23 protein-coding genes are annotated in these 23462 nt (G+C 41.7%); 10 read left to right on the top strand and 13 right to left on the bottom strand.

Annotated elements, in window-relative coordinates:
- Positions 1-176: 176 nt before the first annotated feature.
- Positions 177-428 (bottom strand): hypothetical protein, encoded by a 252-nt coding sequence (locus tag GXP75_RS05955; protein WP_242556357.1) that lies wholly within the window; start codon positions 426-428, stop codon positions 177-179.
- Between the two features lie 117 nt (positions 429-545).
- Here GXP75_RS05955 and GXP75_RS05950 point away from each other — a divergent pair, with 117 nt between their 5' ends.
- Complete coding sequence (locus tag GXP75_RS05950) at positions 546-1367, top strand: SDR family oxidoreductase (RefSeq protein WP_242556356.1); 822 nt, start codon at positions 546-548, stop codon at positions 1365-1367.
- 80 nt (positions 1368-1447) lie between these two features.
- Here GXP75_RS05950 and GXP75_RS05945 read toward each other — a convergent pair whose 3' ends face one another.
- Positions 1448-2608, bottom strand: coding sequence for a TetR/AcrR family transcriptional regulator (locus GXP75_RS05945; RefSeq protein WP_242556355.1), 1161 nt, complete (start codon positions 2606-2608; stop codon positions 1448-1450).
- A gap of 142 nt (positions 2609-2750) precedes the next feature.
- On the opposite strand from GXP75_RS05945, the gene GXP75_RS05940 reads away from it, so the two are divergent.
- Positions 2751-4088, top strand: coding sequence for an aldehyde dehydrogenase family protein (locus tag GXP75_RS05940; protein WP_214915580.1), 1338 nt, complete (start codon positions 2751-2753; stop codon positions 4086-4088).
- Positions 4089-4248: 160 nt separating this feature from the next.
- Here GXP75_RS05940 and GXP75_RS05935 read toward each other — a convergent pair whose 3' ends face one another.
- Positions 4249-4668: a DUF5391 family protein gene (locus tag GXP75_RS05935; RefSeq protein WP_242556354.1), complete on the bottom strand. Its 420-nt coding sequence runs from the start codon at positions 4666-4668 to the stop codon at positions 4249-4251.
- A 428-nt stretch (positions 4669-5096) separates the two neighbouring features.
- Between GXP75_RS05935 and GXP75_RS05930 the strand changes: the two genes are divergently transcribed.
- Complete coding sequence (locus tag GXP75_RS05930) at positions 5097-5555, top strand: RDD family protein (protein WP_061572027.1); 459 nt, start codon at positions 5097-5099, stop codon at positions 5553-5555.
- 67 nt (positions 5556-5622) lie between these two features.
- On the opposite strand, the gene GXP75_RS05925 is transcribed toward GXP75_RS05930, so the two are convergent.
- The 4 genes from GXP75_RS05925 to GXP75_RS05910 form a co-directional block, all read right to left on the bottom strand.
- Positions 5623-6840 carry a DUF418 domain-containing protein gene (locus GXP75_RS05925; RefSeq protein WP_242556353.1) on the bottom strand — a complete coding sequence of 406 codons (1218 nt, stop codon included), beginning with the start codon at positions 6838-6840 and terminating at the stop codon, positions 5623-5625.
- A 109-nt stretch (positions 6841-6949) separates the two neighbouring features.
- Entirely contained in the window at positions 6950-7963 is a 1014-nt protein-coding gene (locus GXP75_RS05920) for a quercetin 2,3-dioxygenase (protein ID WP_242556352.1), read from the bottom strand.
- 90 nt (positions 7964-8053) lie between these two features.
- Positions 8054-8629 (bottom strand): transcriptional regulator YxaF, encoded by a 576-nt coding sequence (gene yxaF / locus GXP75_RS05915; protein WP_061572024.1) that lies wholly within the window; start codon positions 8627-8629, stop codon positions 8054-8056.
- 291 nt (positions 8630-8920) lie between these two features.
- Complete coding sequence (locus GXP75_RS05910) at positions 8921-9616, bottom strand: glyoxalase (protein ID WP_242556351.1); 696 nt, start codon at positions 9614-9616, stop codon at positions 8921-8923.
- A 184-nt stretch (positions 9617-9800) separates the two neighbouring features.
- Between GXP75_RS05910 and GXP75_RS21380 the strand changes: the two genes are divergently transcribed.
- Positions 9801-9935: a hypothetical protein gene (locus tag GXP75_RS21380; RefSeq protein WP_277990685.1), complete on the top strand. Its 135-nt coding sequence runs from the start codon at positions 9801-9803 to the stop codon at positions 9933-9935.
- Between the two features lie 36 nt (positions 9936-9971).
- On the opposite strand, the gene GXP75_RS05905 is transcribed toward GXP75_RS21380, so the two are convergent.
- A complete protein-coding gene (locus GXP75_RS05905) occupies positions 9972-10475 on the bottom strand; it encodes a DUF1433 domain-containing protein (RefSeq protein ID WP_242556350.1) in 504 nt (167 codons plus the stop codon).
- 27 nt (positions 10476-10502) lie between these two features.
- Positions 10503-11003 (bottom strand): DUF1433 domain-containing protein, encoded by a 501-nt coding sequence (locus GXP75_RS05900; RefSeq protein WP_242556349.1) that lies wholly within the window; start codon positions 11001-11003, stop codon positions 10503-10505.
- Positions 11004-11064: 61 nt separating this feature from the next.
- Here GXP75_RS05900 and GXP75_RS05895 point away from each other — a divergent pair, with 61 nt between their 5' ends.
- The gene (locus GXP75_RS05895; RefSeq protein WP_242556348.1) at positions 11065-12528 is read left to right on the top strand and encodes a lipase; all 1464 of its coding nucleotides are present in this window, start codon (positions 11065-11067) and stop codon (positions 12526-12528) included.
- Between the two features lie 14 nt (positions 12529-12542).
- Positions 12543-12953, top strand: coding sequence for a hypothetical protein (locus tag GXP75_RS05890; protein WP_242556347.1), 411 nt, complete (start codon positions 12543-12545; stop codon positions 12951-12953).
- 56 nt (positions 12954-13009) lie between these two features.
- Here GXP75_RS05890 and GXP75_RS05885 read toward each other — a convergent pair whose 3' ends face one another.
- The 4 genes from GXP75_RS05885 to GXP75_RS05870 form a co-directional block, all read right to left on the bottom strand.
- Positions 13010-14041, bottom strand: coding sequence for a polysaccharide pyruvyl transferase family protein (locus GXP75_RS05885; protein WP_242556346.1), 1032 nt, complete (start codon positions 14039-14041; stop codon positions 13010-13012).
- Between the two features lie 109 nt (positions 14042-14150).
- On the bottom strand, positions 14151-15299 hold the full coding sequence (locus tag GXP75_RS05880; RefSeq protein WP_242556345.1) for a glycerate kinase: 1149 nt from the start codon (positions 15297-15299) through the stop codon (positions 14151-14153).
- Positions 15300-15331: 32 nt separating this feature from the next.
- Positions 15332-16597 (bottom strand): GntP family permease, encoded by a 1266-nt coding sequence (locus GXP75_RS05875; RefSeq protein ID WP_242556344.1) that lies wholly within the window; start codon positions 16595-16597, stop codon positions 15332-15334.
- 120 nt (positions 16598-16717) lie between these two features.
- Complete coding sequence (locus GXP75_RS05870) at positions 16718-17833, bottom strand: CdaR family transcriptional regulator (protein WP_242556343.1); 1116 nt, start codon at positions 17831-17833, stop codon at positions 16718-16720.
- 269 nt (positions 17834-18102) lie between these two features.
- Between GXP75_RS05870 and GXP75_RS05865 the strand changes: the two genes are divergently transcribed.
- From GXP75_RS05865 to gnd, 4 genes are read left to right on the top strand one after another with little or no spacing between them, the layout of a single operon-like run.
- Complete coding sequence (locus tag GXP75_RS05865) at positions 18103-18834, top strand: GntR family transcriptional regulator (RefSeq protein WP_150224029.1); 732 nt, start codon at positions 18103-18105, stop codon at positions 18832-18834.
- Positions 18827-20368 carry a gluconokinase gene (gene gntK, locus GXP75_RS05860; protein WP_242556342.1) on the top strand — a complete coding sequence of 514 codons (1542 nt, stop codon included), beginning with the start codon at positions 18827-18829 and terminating at the stop codon, positions 20366-20368. Before GXP75_RS05865 ends, gntK begins: the two co-directional genes overlap by 8 nt.
- A gap of 23 nt (positions 20369-20391) precedes the next feature.
- Entirely contained in the window at positions 20392-21738 is a 1347-nt protein-coding gene (gene gntP, locus GXP75_RS05855) for a gluconate permease GntP (protein WP_242556341.1), read from the top strand.
- A 23-nt stretch (positions 21739-21761) separates the two neighbouring features.
- Positions 21762-23165, top strand: coding sequence for a decarboxylating NADP(+)-dependent phosphogluconate dehydrogenase (gnd, locus tag GXP75_RS05850; RefSeq protein WP_242556340.1), 1404 nt, complete (start codon positions 21762-21764; stop codon positions 23163-23165).
- Positions 23166-23462: the final 297 nt, after the last annotated feature.

Genomic DNA, 23462 nt, shown 5'->3' with positions numbered 1-23462 from the left:
ATTCTTGCTTTGATGTTATGTAAACTCTTTTCACCATCTATTTACCACATATAGTGTCAACTGTCAATCATGTTATTCTTATACATGGGAAGATGCTTATATATGTAAATTTAACATTAGTTGGATGTGATTTCACTAATTTTTCTCAATCATTCTGATAAAAAAGAGAGGGTGTATCATCCTCTCTTTTTTTCTGCGTCATTCCATCGGCCAAACTCCTGCTTCATCCATATATGGACCGGGTAGAAAAACAAACCAAACGGCACTAAAAACAATAGATTATGCCATGAAGCATTCAGAAATGCGCTTGCTGTAACCGGAAATGTAATCTCTTGCAATAAAAAAGAGATGACAGTCAGCACAACAAACACGACCGGAATCATGACGAAGCAATAAAACTTGAGCTCCTTCTTATGCGGTACCTTCAAAACACATAAACCTCCCAACAATTCCTAGTTCATCTTAACATATGCTGGAATTTCTTTTCATGCATGTTTATCACTGTACACAGCGGGAAGACATATAGAAAAAGGAGGACTTGCTTTATGGGAAGGCTTAAAAACAAAACCGCTGTGATCACAGGCGCTGCAACAGGCATTGGACAAGCAACGGTGCAGGTTTTTGCCAATGAGGGCGCGCGTGTGATTTGTGCGGATGTCAATGAAGATCAAATGAAAGAAACAGCCGAGAGCATCAGAAAAAATGGCGGGCAGGCAGAGGCCTTTCATCTCGATGTGTCAGATGAAGACAATGTAAAATCGTTTGCCGAACAAATGAAAGACACATACGGCACGATCGATATTCTCTTTAACAACGCCGGCGTCGATCAGGAAGGCGGAAAAGTGCACGAATACCCGGTTGAACTGTTCGACCGTATTATCGCAGTCGACCTGCGCGGAACGTTTTTATGCAGCAAATACTTAATTCCGCTTATGCTCGAAAAAGGAGGCTCCATCATCAACACCTCCTCCATGTCAGGCAGGGCGGCGGACCTTGACCGTTCCGGCTACAATGCCGCAAAAGGCGGAATCACCAATTTCACAAAAGCGATGGCCATTGACTATGCAAGAAACGGTATTCGCGTCAATTCTATTTCGCCGGGCACGATTGAAACACCGCTGATTGACAAACTGGCAGGCACAAAGGAACAAGAAATGGGCGAAAAATTCCGCGAAGCCAACAAATGGATCACACCGCTCGGCCGTTTAGGAAAGCCGAAGGAAATGGCCACCGTGGCGCTGTTCCTCGCTTCAGATGACAGTTCTTATGTAACTGGGGAAGACATTACGGCAGACGGCGGCATTATGGCGTATACATGGCCTGGGAAGATGCTGATTGATGAGAAATGGAAGGAAGAAACGGAATAAGATGCAGAAAAAGTGCGAAAAAGACACCGATTGCAGGTGTCTTTTTTTATTCCTTGTATTTCGCATATGATCACAGCGAACTATAGCAGGATTACCTTATATTTCTTCACATCCAAAAACTGCAGAAACTCCCTAGCCAGCACTTCCGGCGCATGTTCTTTCCCTTCATGAAGCCGATACAAGATCAGCCCGATTATCATAGCGGCGACATAATAGGCATAGAGTTTCTTGCCCGCATGAATATCGACCTGTTGGTGTAAGTAAAACGATTCTAATGCTCTGAAGATCTCAGGTATCAAATCAGGAATTCCATAGTCCGTATCGAGAAAATGCATGATGGACATCTGATCAGATAAAGCAGAAAACAACCGGACAAGCGCCATTTCCGCTTCTGCCATGGAATAGGTTTCCGGATTGGCTGTAATCGTAAACATCTCAACCAGCTCAGAGCATGATTGATGAATCATCGTTTTTAACAATTCCTCTTTATTCGCATAGTGGTCATAAAAGGTTGCCCGGCGGATATTACTTTTGCGGGTAATGTCTGAAATGGTTACCGCCGCATACTCTTTTTTCTCCACAATTAACTCGAGTAAGGCCTCTTGTAAGGCTTGTCTCGTCCGGACAATACGCCGGTCTGTGTGCTTTTCTTCCTTCTGCTTGACCGCAGCGGGATTTCCAAACAGCCAATAAAATCGTTTTTGAGAAACGAGGTCCCACACTTGTTGGCTGACGTCCTCCGCAGAAGCAGCAGGATCCTCTTTCAGCCAATACAAAATGATCGCGTACGTATAAAGAGCCCGGTAGTGCCCGTAAATATCTTGCTCAATCGGCGTCAGATTCGCATTGATCGGAGACAGCATGACATCCTGATGGAATACATCTCTAAAGAATCGATGAAAATTGAGATAAGGCATTTTGTCCCTGTCCATCATCGTCTGAAAAAAAGACCTGTGCTGATCGACAAACGATAACGTCGGGTGCACCTTTTGCCACTTGCGGTTCAAATTCAAGTAATCCTTATTCTTCAGCGAATCATACAGAGCTTGACTCAGCCCTTCCTTCATTTCCTCTGCAATGTCTTCAAAAATCGAAAATTTATCCCCGTAATAAAGGTAAAGTGTCCCTCGGCTCACATTGGCGTGCCCGGCTATTTCTTTCATTGTGATTTGGCGAATATCTCTTTCCTTCAATAAAACCAGCAGTGCTTTTTTGATGTCAGCCGTCACAGAATCCGGCATAAGAGACACCTCCTCTCATTAGACAGATGTTCTATAAATGTACGGTAACGTATAAATGCTTTTCCACTGTCTTTCATTAAGAAATGACACCACTTTATAATAGTTGCGAGACAATAAGAAAGCAAATAGAGGAGGATATACGATGGATCAACAAATAAAAACCGACATTCAACGTGTCTTTCAATTACAGAAAAATAACCAAAAAGCGTTGCGTGCCTCAACAGCTGAGCAGCGCAGAGAAAAACTGAACCGTTTACTCGAAGCGGTTGTCGCACACGAGGAAGACATCATTGAAGCCATCCGCAAAGACGTACGGAAACCATATCACGAGGTCAAAAAAGCGGAAACCGCAGGAACGATAAAAGCCATTAAAGATAATATGGACAACCTGGAAAAATGGATGGCGCCAAAAGAAGTTGGTTCCTCTTTACATCCGGATGCAAACGGCCTTTTAATGTACGAACCAAAAGGGGTTACGTTAATCCTCGGTCCGTGGAACTACCCGTTTATGCTGACGATGGCGCCGCTTGCCGCTTCTATCGCAGCAGGAAACAGCGCGATTGTGAAGCTGTCAGACTTCACGATGAACACAAGCCATATCGCCGCAAAAGTGATTCGTGAAGCGTTTGATGAAAAAGAAGTCGCGATATTTGAAGGGGAGGTTGAGGTTGCAACTGAGCTGCTAGATCAGCCGTTCGACCACATTTTCTTCACAGGAAGCACAAATGTAGGAAAAATCGTCATGACAGCCGCGGCGAAGCATTTGGCATCCGTCACACTGGAGCTTGGCGGAAAAAGTCCGACCATTATTGACAGTGAATACGATATGCTGGACGCGGCGAAAAAAATCGCGGTCGGCAAATTTGTGAATGCAGGCCAAACATGTATCGCGCCGGATTATATTTTCATTAAAAAGGACGTACAAGACCAATTTGCCGGCCTTTTACAAACGATTGTCAACGCCGGATTTATGGAGGATGATCATACCGTTGATCGAAATAAGTTCACGCAAATTGTCAATGACCGCAACTTTCATCGCGTGAAAGACTTGTTCGACGATGCCATCAGTAAAGGCGCGGAAGTCGTGTTCGGCGGCACATTTGATGCAAGCGACCGCACCATTTCACCAACCGTTTTAAAAAACGTTACGCCTGATATGAAGATCATGCAGGAAGAGATCTTTGCACCGATCCTGCCGATGATCAACTATGAAGACATAGACGAGGTCATTGATTACATTACTGACCGCGATAAACCCCTTGCTTTGTACGTATTCAGCCACAATCAAGAACTTATTGATAACGTCTTACAGCATACAACTTCCGGAAATGCCGCTGTGAATGATGTCGTCGTTCATTTCAGTGACGTGAACCTGCCATTTGGCGGTGTCAATACAAGCGGAATCGGCTCTTATCATGGCGTGTACGGTTTCAAAGAGTTTTCACATGAAAAAGGCGTATTTATTCAAGCAGCTAAGTAGTTTATAAGTCGATCACACAAGGCACTCCTTTTTAAACGGGGAGCGCCTTTTTTACTATTTTGCCGGACCAAAAGCGTTACTCTGATCTTGACCAATTGACCTGTCCCTTATTTGTGGAACTTTCATAATTAAAAGCAGGCTCTGATATAGCCTGCTTTCGTTATAGCGCTTTTTGGAGTGTTGATGGTGAACGGAAAGCGATAAAAAACCAAACCACATTCACAATTAAACTTGCGATGCAAAAAACAGTGACCCCCATTAAGGAAGAAATTGAATAATCTCCAACAGCTCCCATCACGATCATAACGGCCATCACCGACAGACTGATCAGCAGTCCAATCGCGCAAAATACTGCCATTACAATCTTCATAGCCTTTACACCCAGCATGTAAACGATTAATGGGAAAAGATAAAAGACAAGAATAGTGCCCACTGCCATCCACATCCCTAAAGTGTTAAATTGATTAGCCTTAGGCCCTGTATCCGCTACAGGAGAGAGTGAGGCGGTGACAATCAGCAAGCAGAAGAGTAACGCAGAAACCAAGGTCATCACGATTATACCGTTTTTCTTTGTTTTCATATTTTGCTTTCCTTTCTCGACTTCAAATCAATCTGTCAGCTTTTTATGATTTGAAATTCTATTAGTTTACTACTGTTATAATAAAACAAAAAAGGATTATAATCTATATTATTTTTCCTATATTAACCACAATGCTCCTTGGTAAATCACATTTATAGAAAAGAAAACCGAACAGTAAAAACCCTGCTCGGTTGGTAAAATATGAATCTAAAAAACAGCATCTCGTCATCTGGCACTGTTCCATCATTTCTTTTAATGTTGTAAAAGACATTTTCTATCACCGACCCCTGGTAGATTTATATTGTAGAAAAACAAGGATAAAAGACTCATTTTTAAGAATGTTAGGATTTTATCACCATATCATATTGCCAATACCTTTTTTGCAAAGTATACTATTCCAGATTACTTCAAAGGAGAGAAAAATATACATGGAAAAACCAGCAGGATTTTGGATTCGTTTTTTAGCTTATATTATTGATTTTATTATAGTTGGAATACCAACTTATATCATTCAATTTATCATTACTTCCATTTTTGTGGTTGGTGCGGTATCAGCAAACCCAGGCGGAATGACAGAGGAAGAATATACAATCAGCTACTTGATCTTCGGAGTAATGCCTATGATTATTATTTCTGTCATTTTAGGAATCTTATATTACGGCCTGTTAACAGCTTCCAAAATGCAAGGTACACTCGGTAAGAAAATCCTCGGTCTTAAAGTAGTCAATGAACAAGGCGGACGGGTTTCTATCGGACAGGGAATCGGCCGTTACTTTGCATACATATTATCTGGAATTATTTTTTATATCGGTTTTATCATGGTTGCCTTCGGACAGAAAAAAGGGCTGCATGATATCATTTGTCAAACACGTGTTGTCTATAAATAAAGGAATACATAAAAAGTCTAGACATCAAAAAGAGTCTAGACTTTTGTGTGTTTACGTAACTAAACTATTATTTTGATTCCTTGAAAATCGGCTGCCATTTTAAATACGTGGCGCTTCTCCACAACCATTCAAACGGCCCCATCCGGAATGTTCGCAGCCAAAGATGGCTGACAATCATTTGGAGAGAACATATGGCTATTGTCACGAGGATACCGGCAGCAGGATATACTTTTCCGTATAAACCCAATCCGAAATGATAGAAAATCCACGTTCCGATGACAGATTGCATGAGATAGTTGGTGAACGCTGTTCTTCCAACGGCGGAAAAGTACTGCAAGGGCTTAGCGAATCTTGTCATATGATAAAGATATACGATCATTGTGACATAGAAAAACATCAGAAAAGGCGCGCCGATCAGCATAAAGACTTCCTTCTCGGTCAGCCCGTACAAGACATGGCTGCCAACTCCTATTACCAGTCCTGCAAGCCACACTCTTTTTAAAGGCTGACGATGCTTTTCAGGCTGATGCAGCAATCCTGCCTTCGCCGCTGCTGCCCCGAGCAAAAACATACTGAAATACGGAATGGAAGCTAGAAAGAATACAAGCGGGTTATATGTTAACATGCCGTTCATTGACATATAGGCCATGCGATCATGAATCCGCTGTTGAGCAACTTCCTTAAAGCTGCCGCTGCTGTAAACCTGCAACGTTTGCTTCGCTTCTTGTTCAATTTGTTGAATCGTCTCTTGCTTCCATTCCTGTCCGTCTGAAGGAGAAAAGCTCGACAACAAGAAAGGAATCGAAAACATGAGATACAAAGCGGCCGCCCATATCACCAGCGTTTTCGGCTTTGCTTTTCTAAATAAGAGTAAGATAAAGCCAAGCAGGGTGTACTGCGTTAATATATCTCCGTCCCACACCAAAAACGCATGAATTGTTCCAAGGATCAGCAATACTAATAATCTTCTAATATAAAGCGGGACAAAACGCTGTCCTTTTCTTAACGATCTCTCCATCATCACCACCATGCCAAATCCAAATAAAAACGAAAACAATAAAATGAACTTGGTTTGGATCAATAAATCTAATATCATCCTGACACTGAAATCTAAATCAGACCACTTTTCTGTAAAAAAGTTATTTTTTCCAAGCACAGATAAATATATATCCGGATAACTGAAATGAGCCAAATTAACAAATAAGATACCGAAAATTGCTATTCCTCTTAAGACATCAAGCACCTGAATACGTTCATCTTTCAGGATTGGCTGTAATGAAGTCAAATTGCAACACGCTCCTTTTTTTCTATACATTTAGGTTATGAAAAAAAGGCGTGCTGAAAAATCGATTTAGGTGGCAGTTTGGGAGTTAAACCTTACAATACTGTCATTTTTATGGTTTAACAACCTTCAAATCCAATTTTTCGATATTCTGCATGACACGATCAAATCGCAAAGCTTGAGGTTCACTTGGGAAAATGTGATCTTCATACGGTTCACCTAACGTACGGAAAAACGGCTCAAACAAGCCTGGAACCAATACGCCCACCATCTTCGTATAATGCGAATCCAGTCGGTAGGAGTGAACCGTATGGGCAGGAACATGCAAGAAATCGCCAGGGTTTAACTGAATTTCTTCGCCATCCGCCCACATCGTCAATTGCCCTTCAAGGCAGTAGAAGGTCTCTGTGTGATGTTCATGATAGTGATCTACGATGCGATCGCCTTTTGGCCCTTCAGATGAAACAACGATAAATTGCCCATCTGTATTCCTTTGAGCCGCCACAATACGGTGTAGCTGATCACCCGTCAATAGGCGCTCTCCTTCGCCAGACTCAATCACATATGGGACAGCTCCATCAGGAACCTTCTTATTTTCCACTAGCTTCGCCGCACCGGCTGGCTTTTCACCATCAATAAATGTAATGTCCGCAACAGCAGCCGCTTCTGCCAAACGCTCATTCGACACCTCTTCGCTCACGTGCGGCGGATGCTCAGCCTTGTCATATGGCGTTCCGATCACAGAATACATACGCGCCGCATTCCCTTTCATCGTGTAAGACACAAACCGGGTTCTGTGGCTCTGCATCCGATAGCTGTGGGGCGTTCCTGCTGGGATTTGCGCATAATCCCCGGACAGCAAGAGATGGTTTTCTCCATCAAGTGTAAGCTCAAGTTTTCCATCAAGAACAAAAATTCCTTCATGCGTATCCTTGTGCATGTGCAGCGGAAAATGATCTCCTTTTCCTCCAGAAAGCAGCACGATCTCGAACAGATCGCCTGTACTCTTTCCATTTGCCATAATGGTTGCAACCTGTCTGCCGAACAGATAACGCTCTCCTTCACCGCTTCGAAGCAAATAAGGCATTTTTTCTTCAGGTAATGAATGTTTTAATAAAGTTTTCATCTTGTTTCCTCCAATTTAGACCAGTCTATATATTTAAATATAAACGACTAGACCGTTCTATATAATTGTAGGGGGAAGGATAACAAAATGCTACCCTTTTTTTCTCACCAGCACGGGAATTTGCTCCGCAATGAGAAGAAGGGGGGCTTTGTTTTTATTCGTTAAGGAAAGCATAATACCGCCCTCAATCATAGAATTAATCAGCGTTCCCAGCTTGCTTGCTTCTTCTTCGTCAAATCCGTTTTGCATTAATTTTCCGGCGAAAACCGCTTCCCAGCTTTTAAAAACCTTCATGCAAACCGTACGCAGCGGTTCACTGATTAACGCTGTCTCACTTGCCAATAAACCGACTGGAATGCCCTGAATGCTCTCCTTACTATCAAACTGACTCGCTGTTTCTTTTATAAATAGCTGAATCGCTTCGACAGGATCAGTGATCTTGTCCATACTATGCCGAATGATATCTTCAATACACTTTCCTGTATATGTAACCGCTTCAATCGCTAATTCTTCTTTTCCGTTCGGAAAAAAGTGATAAAGGGACCCTTTCGGAGCACCGCTTTCTTTTACAATCTGATTTAAACCGGTCGCGTGATATCCTTGCAGCTGAAACAGGCGTGACGCCGTATGAAGAATTTTCTCACGTGAATCTCCTCTGCTACTCATTGAAACATTCCCTCCTAGGTATGGTGAAGAGCGACTTATATAATATAAAAAAGAACCGTGTGAATGTCAAAAAGAGATAAAAACCTCGTCGATGGTATATTTGTTTTTAAAATCACGAACGATTGCAGAAAAAATTAAACCAGTGTGCTCCAATAGAGTACCGAAACACACTGATTTTTATCTGTCTGCTCGACAGGGATAAGACCCATGCACAACAGGTAAGATGATAAATGGAAAACCGCCATGCTCTACTCTTTTTTAACCGTATGAGATACCTCCACACTACTCCTTTTAGGCTGTCGGGATGTCTCGGCAGTCTGTAAATCTTATCTCACCCTCACTGTCTATTTCAATATTCTTCACTTGATTGATGGTAATGGAAAGCGGATAAACTTCAGCTTTTTTGTCTGAAAAAATCCAGCGGCGTCCTCTAGGCCCTAACAGTAAAAACGCCCCTTCCTCATACTCTCCCATAAAATTCAACCCATCTTCTTTAAGCGATTCTTCATATCTGACCGGGACCCCAAACTGAATGAGACCCTTCCCTGCTGACATCACATCATTTGTTGTGATATTAATTTCACTAATATTGAGAACAGACTGAACTGAAAAATGTTCTTCACTCGCCGCTGATGAATTTCTAGCTATAAATTCTACTATATTATGAGACGGATCTGAGAAATAAAGTGAATAGGCATCTGAATGTTCAAAGTAAACTTCATCCTCATCATCTTCTTTATGTAACGTTACTTTGCTTTTCGCCCATGTTTTGGCTTCTTTAAACTTATTCTGAGGGATATTAAAAGCAAAATGATAGAAAGGTTCCTCATCAGAATGGCTTTTCCTGATTTCCAATTCACTGCAGCCGGCTTTAATTGAAAAAGCGTCTTCACTGCTTTCTATTAAAGGAAATCCAAGTTCATGAACATAAAAATGTCTCATTTGATCTACATCATTACTGTACAGAGTCACCTTGCTTATTAACATTCATACCCCTCCCATTTGCTTCTTTTTTCCATCATATCACTGGTTAAGATATCCATCCAATTGATCGGCTTTGCAAATGAAAAAAAGAAGGCGACTTTATATAGTCCCTTCTTATTTCCAATTCACTTAACACTAAAAGGCTTTAACATAAGAAGAATAATAGAAAAACAGCAAATACCAACCCTTGAACAAAGTAGGGCCGAATAAAGGAGGGATCAGATCCAAGAGTTTTTATGTCAAGGCTGCGAAACATCCGGTTGTTACTGCGCCTGTAGTTGCCGGACTGGCGGATTGGGGTTTAGCGAAGCGGAAGAAATAAGCTGTAATTATAAAAATAAACAGGCATTTCGCCTGTTTATTTTAATTCTCCTATGTCTCTTAAGTATTGTTCACGCTCTTTTTTATCAGGGTAAGCAGTTTTGATATATTTATCTTTTACTTCTTTGCTGTATTCGCTCCAATCTCTAAAGCGATCTGATACATCTTGAGAATAGCTTATACCATCAACTTTATTTGACTCGTATATCAAGGCTGCGGAAAAGTCAAACTTATCTGGATTGTCATTTATATAGCCGTTCACTACAATTCTTCCCATCGGATTTATATTTACTTTATCTTCAAAAGTTACAGCCTTTATAAAATGATGAATATCCTCTTTTCGTAACTCTTCTTCTATTTTTGGTTTCATTTCCTCGACGTATGCTTCAGCTTTTACTTGTTCACTTTTTTCTTTATTAGTTATGTATTTTTTATCTACAGAAGTGTCTGAAGTTTTTACTATTTCAAAAATGGAGCTAATCATTACGATTAACAACACGATAGCAAAAGCAAGTAATTTAGATGGCATTGGCTTTTTCATATTTTATGACCTTCCAAATGTGCAAACTTATTTTATTTCTCCAATGTCTTTTAAATATTGTTCTCGCTCTTCTTTTGATAAACTATTTAAAAAGTCTTCTTTAACCTCTCTATCAAAATCATCCCAGTTTTCAAAACGATCGCCTAAGTCTTTAGAGAAACTCATGCCATCAACCTTGTTTGAGTTATAGATTAAATCAGCAGAAAAATGAAACTTTTCCGGGTCCCCGTTTACATAGCCATCTATAATGATTCTCCCCATCGGGTTTATTTCTATATCTTTTTCAAAGGTTATCGTTTTTATAAAATGATGAATGTCTTCTTTCCTTAATGTCTCTTCTACTTTCGGTTTCATTTTTTCTGCATATTCTTCCGCTTTTTCTCGATCGCTTTTTTCTTCACTGTTCATATTTTTGTTGCCTCCAGTTGTATCTTTTGTAGTGGCTTTATTAAAATTAAAATATAGGGCGCCTGCGATTAAGATTATTACAATCACTCCTGCAAATAACATTTTCTTTATGGTTATCATTGGCAATTCATCCTTTTTATTTTATTATACAAGATATGTATAAAGATTAGGAGTGGCATAATTGGCTAAAAATAAGTCTATTAAAATTACGGATGAGGATTACAACCGTATATCGAGTGCTGCCTACGATATTCAAAACTATCATATTGGTGAAATTATTTATACTAGCAATAGGCAAAAGCTATACGTTATCGATTATAAAAAAACAAAAAAAGGCCTTAACGCGCTCACCCTTGTCACTAGAGAGGATTATCGTAATTCTCATCAAGGCAAACACCCTGAAAAAATCCAAAACGCCATCATCGCATATCGCGGTTCAGAACCCATCAGCCTAGGCCAATTTCAAGACACAATAAAACAATATCGTGATAAGCGGGAACAGCTCATTAAAGAATTAGAGAAAAAGGGAATCAACATTCCTGAAGATGAAGATGGTTCTTTCTATGACTCAGCAAAAGGCCTTTCTGAATATTCAAATGAAATCCTCCAAGATTGGCTTCATATGGACACCAGTTATTTGGTGGGCAAAAAGCCTTTTAATGACGGAACAGAGAACCAGGTCATTCAGGCAGATCAATATGCAAAAAAAATACATAAGGATTTTAAAAATGCAGACATTCAAGTAACGGGTCACTCATTAGGCGGTTCTAATGCAAGCTACGCCGTAGTGATGAATGACTTTATTGAACGCGGTGTCACTTTTGAGAATCCCAACATATACGAAAACCTGCCTGACGATGTAAAGGCCAGAGCGTTAAAAGGCGAATTCCGCAACCGTTTAACAGAATATATTAACCTAAATGATGGATTATCTTTGCTGAATCGGGATGCTTCTGAAATAGGGAACGTAAAAGTGATGTACGATGAAGCTTTGCCCAAGGGTATACAAGGCAAGAGTCTCCCTGAACAATTTATATTTTTAGAAGATGGCCTAAAGCAATATGGAAATAAGTCTCTTGATGTCATACTATTTGCTGAAGCTTTGCTTGGCAGTCACGGGTTAGACCGATACAGCTTCAATTCAGACGGCTCTGTCCAAACTGTCGATGATGTTTTAAAAAACAATCCTGATTTTGCATTAGCAATGCTCAAGCAAATGAAATCAACAAACCTGAAAGCCAGTACAGGCGTTTCTATTCTTATTAAATCACATGTATTGATGAATACAAGCACGCAGTTGAAACATATTGCTGAAACGGAATGGTCTAAAATTATACGGCAGATTGAAAGAATTGATGACAAAGTCAAGGATTCGATTGAGGAAGTCCGAACCATGCACACACGAATGATTGGTTTTGGTGACTACGATGAATTATCAGTTTCTGATGTTGATGATCTGATCAATAAGATCAAATTGAATAAACCACACCACCTTTTTTATTCAAAAGAAAAGTATGATCAGGCATTGGATGCAGCCTTGAATTTACAACACTTTCTTCGGATGGTCGCAGATGATCTCGGGCATATGGGACATGCGTATCATGATGCAGATTTGGCAGCAGCCAGTCGGATGGGGATTTCATAAGGAGAGAAAGAGACATGGATTTTATGAAAAGAAAACCTACAGATGCAGATCGTTTTATGCAAAGAGTGACGAGTCAACACTTAAGGACATCAATTTTTTCGAATGCTCATGCAGATACATCTGAAATGACACCAGAACAATTGGCCGCTTTTAAAGAGAAGAAAAGACAAGAACAAAAAACAGCCATGATGAATTCAATAAATAAACAACTAAGATATGCATTTGCGGAAGACCGTAAGAGTTTGGGTTCTATACTTGAAGATATTTCAGATACCGGACACACTATAAAAACAAAACGAGAAACGCTTGAAGGCAATATGTCTGGAAAAGCAATAGACAGTGTCACTCATAAAATGAAAGATCACCTTTCATTCGATAAAGTTCGTTCTGATGTATCGAGTTTGGTGAATTCGATTGGGTTATAGAAAATTCACTGGAAAAAAGCAGACTCTAATCAGTCTGCTTTTTTATATGTTTCATATCACTCTTTAAAAAAATCAATCAACGGTTGAAAGTCCTGAGCTACATCAACGCCATTCGGCTCTGCTTGAAGCAAACGATCTATCATCTGTTCCAATTTCTCAATATCCTGCTTATCTGTATATTCAATAAAGTTTAAGCCCTCTAGCCAATCTCGATAAGAATGTTTTGCTTTCCCATAGCTATTCCCAAAGACAAGGCAAGGCGTTTTCGTAATAATCGAGAAAATCATCGCATGCAAGCGGTCTGTGATCACTAATTTACTAGAACTAATGCGGTCAAGCATCTCCAGAAAATGTTTCTCGCGCTCGGCATAATCAATCGTGTCTACAGTATCCAGCACGGTATCCGTTCGCTCCACATAGGTCGTTTTCTCTGCCCATTTCATCATTTGAGATACAAAATCTTCATCGGTTACTTTCTCTTTATCCGCTCTTAAAATAAAGAGAACGCCGTCCCGTTCAAGCTCTCTCGGCTCTATATCTAAAGACAGCACCATATCCGGAGTGAAAATCACATCTGAATTGAAAGTTTCTTTTACCACATCTAGTGTTTGTGTCTCACGAGCGGCAATCGTTAAATTCGAATTTTGATGATAAGCATTCTGCGTTTTCTTCTTCTCTTTATTTCCTTCTTCCGTATCTTCAAAGTACACTGATTGCGGAAGAGAGATAGATTTATAATCTTTAAAAGCCGCAAAGACCTTTCTTCTGTCTTCCTCAATATCGAGGTAAAGGTTTCCTAAATTACCCCCGCCAGTAAAACAGACAATATCGTCTTTACGAATGATTTCCTTTACCAATTCAATGCCTTCATCTGTTGCATAATCCATAATTTCAATGTACTCATAGTAAGGAAAATGGTTCTTAATAAATTTCTCTTCTGCATACGCAATTGCCTGATCCCCAATGTTGGTATAACTTGGCGAACCAAACAGAAACACTTTTCGTTTATCATTTAATAAGGCTTTCGGCTCAACATTCGGACCGATACCTTTCACTAGTTTTATGCCTTTGATTTCTTGTACGGTCATACTGATGTCCTCCTTCTGGGCTGATTCTCTTATTGTTCTGTACCCCGAAAGGAGGAGCGGTATGCGCGTGTGTGTGTTTGACTAAAAAACGCATAAAGGATAAAGGGCTTTATATACGATTTGCATTTCTGACAGTTTTCATAGATGCTGCAATGTTCCTTGCTGTTCTTTCCATATAATGTGCGGCGTGTTCAAATGCATCAGAAAGTGTAATCACTCCTGGAACGATGCTGAAAAGGGCGTCAATTCCGTGTTCATACACGACATCGCTGTCTAAGGATAATGATCCCGCAAGCCCAATGACAGGCACATCATATTTCTTAGCCGCTTTGGCCACGCCGATCGGAGTTTTTCCATAAATGGTTTGACTATCGATCCGCCCTTCACCCGTGATAACAAGGTCTGCATCTTTGACTGCATCCTCAAAACCGACAAATTCAAGGACGATATCAATTCCTCTTTTGAGGTCAGCGTCCAGGAAAGCCAGCAAGCTTGCCCCAAGACCGCCTGCTGCGCCAGCGCCCTCTATATCTCTGCAGGATTTTCCAAGGGCTCTTTCTGCGATATCAGCAAAGCGGGACAGATTCTGATCAAGTAAATGTACCATTTCAGGTGTGGCGCCTTTTTGAGGACCGAAAATAGCTGAAGCCCCTCTAGGTCCTGTTAAAGGGTTATCTACGTCGCAGGCCACCTCAATTTTCACGTCTTTTAATCTGGCATCAAGACCGGTCACGTCTATTGAAACGAGTTGCGAGAGTGCACCGCCTCCGGGACCGATATTGTTTCCTGATTGATCCAGAAGCCTTCCGCCCAACGCCTGAACCATTCCAGCTCCCCCATCATTCGTAGCGCTTCCACCAACCCCAATAATCAAATGCTTTACGCCTGAATCTAGGGCAGCTAATATTAATTCTCCCGTTCCCCTTGTGGAGGTGACTAACGGATTTCTGTTTTCTTCGGGCACAAGATGCAAACCCGATGCAGCAGCCATTTCGATAACGGCTGTCTTCCCGTCTCCTAGTAATCCATAAAATGCTTTCACTGTTTCACCCAGCGGACCCGTGACAAACTGTTCTTTCATGCTTCCGTTTGTCGCATCTACCAGTGACTGAACCGTTCCTTCACCGCCATCGGCCATCGGCAGCTTACTGTATACAGCATCCGGAAAAACCGATTTGAATCCTCTTTCTATGGCGTGAGCAGCCTCCAACGCTGATAAACTTTCCTTAAAAGAATCTGGTGCAATCACTATCTTCATACGATCACCTCTCTCTATAGTCGCAGGACACGTTAACCGAATAGTTTAAAAACGCCAAATATGAGAGTTGAAATAATTGCGAGCGTTAAACCAACTATAGACTCATATGGCATCAGTTTTAAGCGTTCCTTTATGTCCATATTAACGCTTCCGGCTGTAGCATGGAAAAAGCTTCCGTGCGGCAGGTGATCAAGCACGGTTGAGCCCGCATGTATCATTGCCGCTCCAGCCAACGCTGATATCCCCAATCCTAAGATGGTGCTGCTGAAAACACCGCTTGCTACCGCTGTTCCCGCTGTTGTGGAAGCTGTTGCGGCAGACATAAATATGCCTGACACAGGAGCCAATAAAAATGCTGGCAGTCCTGACGAGTTTAATGCACTGATAAAGACATCCTTCAATGCAGAGTTGGAAATGATGCCGGCCAATGTCCCAGTCCCTAACAGCATAATGGCGACACCGGACATTTTACTTAAACCGGAAATGGCATATTCATTGATGTTCTTCGTCTTTTTCATGGCAATTGCTCCTATGATTCCGCCTGCTGGCAGGGCAACCATCGGATCAATGCTGATATTACATAATGGCCGCAATGCGAGCAAAATGATCGTGACAAGCGGCGCAATCAATGCTGTTATGAATAATGGAATCTTTTGATCCTTCATTTCCGTATCTTGGTTCCCCACTGAAGAGCCTTTATTAACAAGCCTTTTCGCTAAGAAATATGTAACGGCCAGCCCGAAAATGGCGGGGATAATTCCCGCAGCCATCATAGATGTAAGGGGAACCCCAAAAGCATCAGAAGCAGCAATGGCATTCGGGTTCGGTGACATGATATTTCCCGCTTTACCGCCGCCAATCATGGCCAGTAAAATAGCCGTTTTAGAAAGCTTTGCGCGTTTGGCAATAGCCAAAGCAATCGGTGACACTGTAATGACGGCTACGTCTATGAAGACTCCGACAGTCGTTAATATCATCACAGCTATCGATAATGCCAGCAGAGCACGTGATTCTCCAAGTTTTTTGATAATCGTTTCCGCAATCGATAAAGCCGCTCCTGACTCAATCAGGACGCCCGCCAGAACACCTGCAGCCATGATTCTCAAAACCGCCGGGATGATATCTTTCGCGCCTTCCATCATGAAGGCAACAGTATTTGTAATATCCACACCGCCAATCAACCCGCCGATTAAAGCGCCCGCAACCATCCCATATGCAGGCGGCACTTTTTTCAAGATGAGTATGATCGCAATGAGTAAGGCACTGACGGCCCCTAAAGCACTTACGGTAACATCCATGCTCATTCCCCCACCGTGTTTGTTGTGTATTTATTGTAAGCGTTTACTTAAATGAATACATTGTGAAAGGTGATGAAATAAGTGAATGAAATAAGGATGTGTCATTGTGCATATGCACAATCAGCTAATATCATACAAGAGCTTTGCTATGTACAATTCAATCAAGTCCTTTATATTTCGCGGATCTTTGCCTGTCAATTCTTTTATTTTCTCAAGGCGGTACCTTAGGGTATTTCGATGGATAAACAGACTTTCTGCAATTTTGTTTAACTCTCCGCCCTCTTTTATATAGGCTTCAAGCGTATTAACCAGTTCGCCCTTCTTACCTTGATCCAACAGCTGATGGTAAAAGGAGAAGGCATTTTTGTCCTGCTCTTCCTGAGCCAGTTGTGCCAGTATAACTTCTAATCTGTAATCCTCGTAATGGTAAAAGCCCGCCTCAGGCTGAAGTTTGCTTCCGATGAGAATTGCTCTTTTGGCTTGATAAAATGAAGAACGTAATTCTTTTAAGCCTTTAGCCAAGTTTCCGCTTCCGATACGCACGCCATCCAATGTTGTTAACAACCGCTTTACCAATGGCAATAACTCTCTTTTGATTTCTTTACCCGCTGCCGTTTTCAGAACGACGATTTCATTATTAAACGTAACTCCAATTAAATCAGATTTACTGATTTCATATTGAATAGACCTCATTATGTTTTGAATCGTTATTTCTGTATAATTTAATGGTTTCAGGACGATGGCCATTCTAGGCTGTTCTAGATTCATTCCAAGAAATCCGGCCCGTTCTTTTACCCATTCTTCATTCAAACCTTCTTCTGAAATTAGCTGATTCACAATCTCACTCTGTATCCTTTGTTTCCATTGCACTCTCTCCAGCAAAAACGATTGCTCCAATACCAGTTCGGCCGCCATTTTTACAAGCTGGGCATAGTTCTGGATTTGCTCAGGCTCCCCTGTAATACCTACAACACCAACGATTTGGCTGCTAAATCGTATAGGTAAATTGATTCCAGGCCTTGCCCCCTTCATTTTGGCCGCCCTCGATTCATCTATTTCAATATCTTCACCGTTTTCAAGAACGAGAAGAGCACCATCATGGAGCTGATTAATCCTTTCGCTGTCGCCCGAGCCTATGATAACCCCCTTATCGTCCATGACATTTATATTTCTATTCAAAATGTTCATTGTACGCTCAACGATATCCTGAGCCAGCTCATACGTTAAAAACTGCATGCTGCTTTCCCGCCTCCTTTTTCATCTTTTCTCCAATTTACCATAGTGAAGTTGCACAATAAATAAGGCGGCGCGGAATGTATGGAAGATCACAGCTTGAATAAACGCCTGCCTTTTTAATGACCTCTGCCTTCAAATTTCATCACTCCACCTATGATGAAATGGGAAAATTTTTAAGAAAAATTAGAAATGAAAGTGTTTGCATAATAGAAAAATTCAAGTTATCATACTTGTATACAAGTATACTCCTTTAGTAGGAAGGTGAGTTTATGCTCGACTCCAAGGATCTGTTGTATCCCGAAAAGTGGCTCTCAAAAGCTTCAACCGGTGTTCGTGTAGCTTGCGAGCTTAGGATGCGTATTATTTCCGGCTTGATTGAAAGCGGTACCATTCTATCGGAAAATACAATCGCCGCAGACTTTTCAGTGAGCCGGTCGCCCGTTCGCGAGGCTTTAAAAATACTGGCATCTGAAAAAATCATCCGTTTAGAACGAATGGGAGCGGTTGTGATTGGTTTAACTGAAAAAGAAATAGCAGAAATTTATGATGTGCGTTTACTCATAGAAACGTTTGTATTTGAACGGCTTGTCAAAATAGACACGGATCTATTGGTAAAAGACCTTAGTAAAATTCTTGAAATGATGAAAGTCTCTATAAAATATGAGGACGCGGATGAGTTCTCTTATCAAGATGTTTTATTTCACGAAACGATTGTTCGCGCCATTGACCATTCATACATTCTGATGATATGGAACAATCTAAAACCTGTGATGGAAAGCTTCATTCTTTTATCGATGCGCATGCGATTAAAGGAAAAATATGAAGACTTCTCAAGGATTTTAGATAACCATGAGCTTTATATTCAAGCGATCAAAACAAAGGATAGGGCGCTGATGATTCAATCTCTGCACCAGAACTTTGATGATGTTCAAGAGAAAGTAGACGACCTTTGGTTGTCCCAACAAATGCTGGCTGAAGGAGCTGAACAAAAAAATGACTAGTTATATGTTAGGAATAGATATCGGTACGACAAGTACGAAGGCTGTGTTATTCAATGAAAATGGAGTAGTGATACAAAAAGAAAGTATCGGATACCCGCTTCATACACCCGACATATCGACAGCTGAACAAAACCCGGAAGAGATTTTTCAGGCTGTGATACTCTCAACCGCAAAAATCATGCAACAGCATTCACAAAAAAAGATCTCATTTATTTCATTCAGCAGCGCCATGCACAGCGTCATTGCCATGGATGAAAACGATCAGCCGCTGACGCCGTGCATCACGTGGGCGGATAACCGAAGTGAAGGCTGGGCGCATAAGATTAAAGATGAATTGAACGGGCATGAAGTCTACAAACGGACAGGGACACCCATTCACCCCATGGCACCGTTAAGCAAAATTGCCTGGATCACGAATGACCGACCTGAAATCGCTTCCAAAGCCAAAAAATATATAGGGATTAAAGAATATATTTTTAAAAAGCTATTTGATGAATATGTCGTGGATTATTCTCTAGCTTCAGCGATGGGGATGATGAATCTCAAAGACTTGGATTGGGACGAAGAAGCATTAAAAATCGCAGGCATTACAACGGATCATTTATCTAAACTAGTGCCAACAACCGAGATCTTTCATAACTGCAACCCGGAATTAGCGAAACAGATGGGAATCGACCCGAAAACACCTTTTATCATTGGCGCAAGCGACGGCGTGTTGTCTAACCTCGGCGTCAACGCGATTAAAAAAGGCGAAATTGCCGTCACAATCGGGACAAGCGGTGCGATTCGGACAATTATTGACCAGCCGCAAACGGATGAAAAGGGGAGAATTTTCTGCTACGCCTTAACGGAAAATCATTGGGTCATCGGCGGACCCGTTAACAATGGCGGAATCGTTCTTCGCTGGATCAGGGATGAATTTGCTTCTTCAGAAATCGAAACAGCGACAAGACTCGGAATTGATCCGTATGATGTGCTGACTAAGATTGCTGAACGCGTCAGACCGGGTTCTGACGGCCTGCTGTTCCACCCGTATCTTGCCGGTGAACGTGCTCCGTTATGGAATCCTGATGTACGCGGCTCATTTTTCGGCCTGACTATGTCACATAAAAAAGAACATATGATACGGGCGGCATTGGAAGGCGTCATTTACAACTTATACACTGTGTTTTTAGCGTTAACAGAATGCATGGACGGTCCTGTTACACGGATTCAAGCAACTGGGGGCTTTGCAAGATCTGAGGTTTGGCGTCAAATGATGTCGGATATATTCGAATCAGAAGTAGTCGTTCCGGAAAGCTACGAAAGCTCATGTCTCGGTGCCTGCCTCCTGGGTCTGTATGCCACAGGAAAAATCGAGTCGTTTGATGTCGTGTCTGACATGGTCGGCAGCACTTACAGACATACGCCAAAAGAAGAATCAGCCAAAGAGTATAGAACATTAATGCCGATATTCATTAACTTATCTAGGGCATTAGAAAATGAATATACACAAATTGCAAATTATCAAAGAAGCTTAATCACACACAAATAGATAATGAAGGGGAGGCGTCATTCATGCCGTTAATAATTGTCGCAATTGGAATCTTAGCATTACTATTTTTGATTATGGGCTTAAAATTAAATACGTTTATTTCCTTAATTGTCGTTTCGTTCGGCGTTGCGTTAACACTTGGAATGCCATTTGATAAAATTGTCAGCTCCATCGAAGAAGGAATAGGCGGAACACTTGGACATATCGCATTAATCTTCGGACTCGGCGCCATGCTGGGCAAGCTGATCGCAGATTCAGGCGGCGCACAGCGTATTGCGATGACGCTCGTCAACAAATTCGGCGAAAAAAATATTCAATGGGCGGTCGTCATTGCCTCATTCATTATCGGTATTGCTTTATTCTTTGAAGTTGGTTTGGTTCTATTAATTCCGATTGTATTTGCGATTTCAAGAGAATTAAAGATTTCTATTCTATTCCTCGGTATTCCGATGGTCGCAGCATTATCCGTCACACATGGCTTCCTGCCTCCGCATCCAGGACCGACGGCAATCGCCGGAGAGTACGGTGCAAACATCGGTGAGGTGTTATTGTACGGCTTCATCGTTGCTGTTCCGACGGTGCTTATCGCAGGGCCTTTGTTTACAAAGCTCGCTAAAAAGCTAGTCCCTGAATCATTTGCAAAAACCGGAAATATTTCGTCACTAGGCACACAAAAAACATTCAAGCTTGAGGAGACACCAAGCTTTGGAATCAGTGTATTTACAGCGATGCTTCCAATTATCATCATGTCAATCGCTACGATTATCGATTTGCTTCAAGAAACAATAGGATTTGCGGATAACGGCGCACTGGCATTCATCCGTTTGATTGGGAATGCATCGACTGCCATGGTCATCTCCTTATTAGTAGCTGTCTATACGATGGGAATTGCGCGTAACATTCCAATCAAAACCGTGATGGACTCATGTTCAACAGCCATCACACAAATTGGAATGATGCTCTTGATCATCGGAGGCGGCGGCGCCTTCAAACAAGTATTAATTAACGGCGGTGTCGGCGACTACGTAGCCGATTTATTCAAAGAAACGGCTTTATCGCCTATCTTACTTGCCTGGCTTATCGCGGCGATCCTGCGTATTTCCTTAGGATCAGCCACCGTGGCCGCATTAAGCACAACGGGACTTGTGATTCCATTGCTGGGACAGTCCGATGCCAATCTTGCATTAGTGGTGCTTGCAACCGGCGCGGGAAGCGTCATCGCTTCACACGTCAATGACGCCGGCTTCTGGATGTTCAAAGAATATTTTGGTTTAAACATGAAAGAAACATTCGCAACATGGACATTACTGGAAACGATTATTTCAGTTGCAGGATTAGGGTTTATTCTATTACTCAGTGTATTTGTATGAAATTGATGAAGGAGATGTAATACATGTTCAATACAATTGGTGTCATAGGCTTAGGCGTGATGGGCAGCAATATCGCCTTAAACATGGCCAGTAAAGGGGAACGGGTCGCCGTCTATAATTACACGAGGGATTTAACGGACCGGCTCATACAGAAGCTTGATGGACAGTCGGTCAATCCGTACTATGAGCTTCAGGATTTTGTTCAATCGTTAGAAACACCAAGAAAAATCTTCCTGATGGTGACTGCGGGCAAACCGGTGGATTCCGTGATCCATTCGTTGATTCCTTTGCTTGAAAAAGGCGATGTCATCATGGATGGCGGAAACTCTCACTACAACGAAACGGAACAAAGATATGATCAGTTGAAAGAGAAGGGAATCGGCTATTTAGGAATTGGCATTTCCGGCGGCGAGGTCGGCGCTTTAAAAGGCCCATCCATCATGCCTGGCGGAGATCAAGATGTCTATGAAAAAGCCGCTCCCATCCTGACTAAAATCGCAGCACAAGTAGGAGATGACCCTTGCTGTGTGTATATCGGACCAAAAGGATCGGGACATTTCGTAAAGATGGTGCACAACGGGATTGAGTATGCAGACATGCAGCTGATCGCAGAAGCCTATACATTTCTAAGAGACACATTGCGTCTGCCGCTTAATGAAATCGCTGACATTTTTGAAGAATGGAATCAAGGTGAACTGAAAAGCTATTTAATCGAAATCACAGCAGAGATTTTAAGGAAAAAAGATGAACGGACAGACGCCCCGCTGATCGATGTCATTCTTGATAAAGCAGGCCAAAAAGGCACAGGCAAATGGACGAGCATGCAAGCCATTGATAACGGCATTCCGTCATCCATTATCACGGAGTCACTGTTCGCCCGTTACCTATCTGCATTAAAAGATGAACGGGTTGCGGCAGAACAAATCTTAGCCGGTCCAGAGACCGAAGAAAAGCACTTCGATAAAAACCTGTGGATTGATTACGTGAGACAAGCCTTATACATGGGGAAAATATGCGCCTACGCACAAGGCTTTGCCCAATACAAAATGACGTCCGAGCTTTACGGATATGACTTGCCGTTAAAAGACATCGCCCTTATTTTCCGCGGCGGCTGCATCATACGTGCAGAATTTCTAAATATCATCAGCGAAGCATTCCAAGAACAGCCGGACCTATCAAACCTTCTCATCGCACCATATTTCTCAGAAAAGCTCAAAGCCTACCAAACAGGCCTGAGAAAAGTGGTGTGTGAAGGAATCAACGCCGGCATCTCGTTCCCATGCTTGAGTACGGCTCTATCTTATTACGACGGTTACCGCACAGGGCGTTCCAACGCGAATATATTGCAGGCTCAGCGTGATTACTTTGGTGCTCATACGTATGAACGGACGGATATGGATGGTTTTTTTCATACGGAATGGTCATGAAGAGCATGTAACAAAATCTGGAAAACCGGACTTTGAAGGTCCAGTTTTCCAGATTTTTTGAATTCATGACGGTAAAAAAAATTCTCTTCCAAACTTCACTTCGACAAAGACACGTTCGATCATTTTTTCTTATTTTCAAGTACGTCGAGAGTGATCAAACTGCAATTTCACACCCCAACATCACTTCTAATTGAGAATACGCCATGATTAATTTCATCACCCTTAATAGAACAAAATAGACCAATCATTACCAGCATTTCCCCATCATAAGTACAAAAAGCAAAAATAATCTAGGTG

Source organism: Bacillus sp. HU-1818 (genome assembly GCF_022695965.1).
GTDB lineage: Bacteria > Bacillota > Bacilli > Bacillales > Bacillaceae > Bacillus > Bacillus atrophaeus.
The sequence above is the reverse complement of the archived record's forward strand: the minus strand, read 5'-3'. Positions and strand labels throughout refer to the sequence as shown.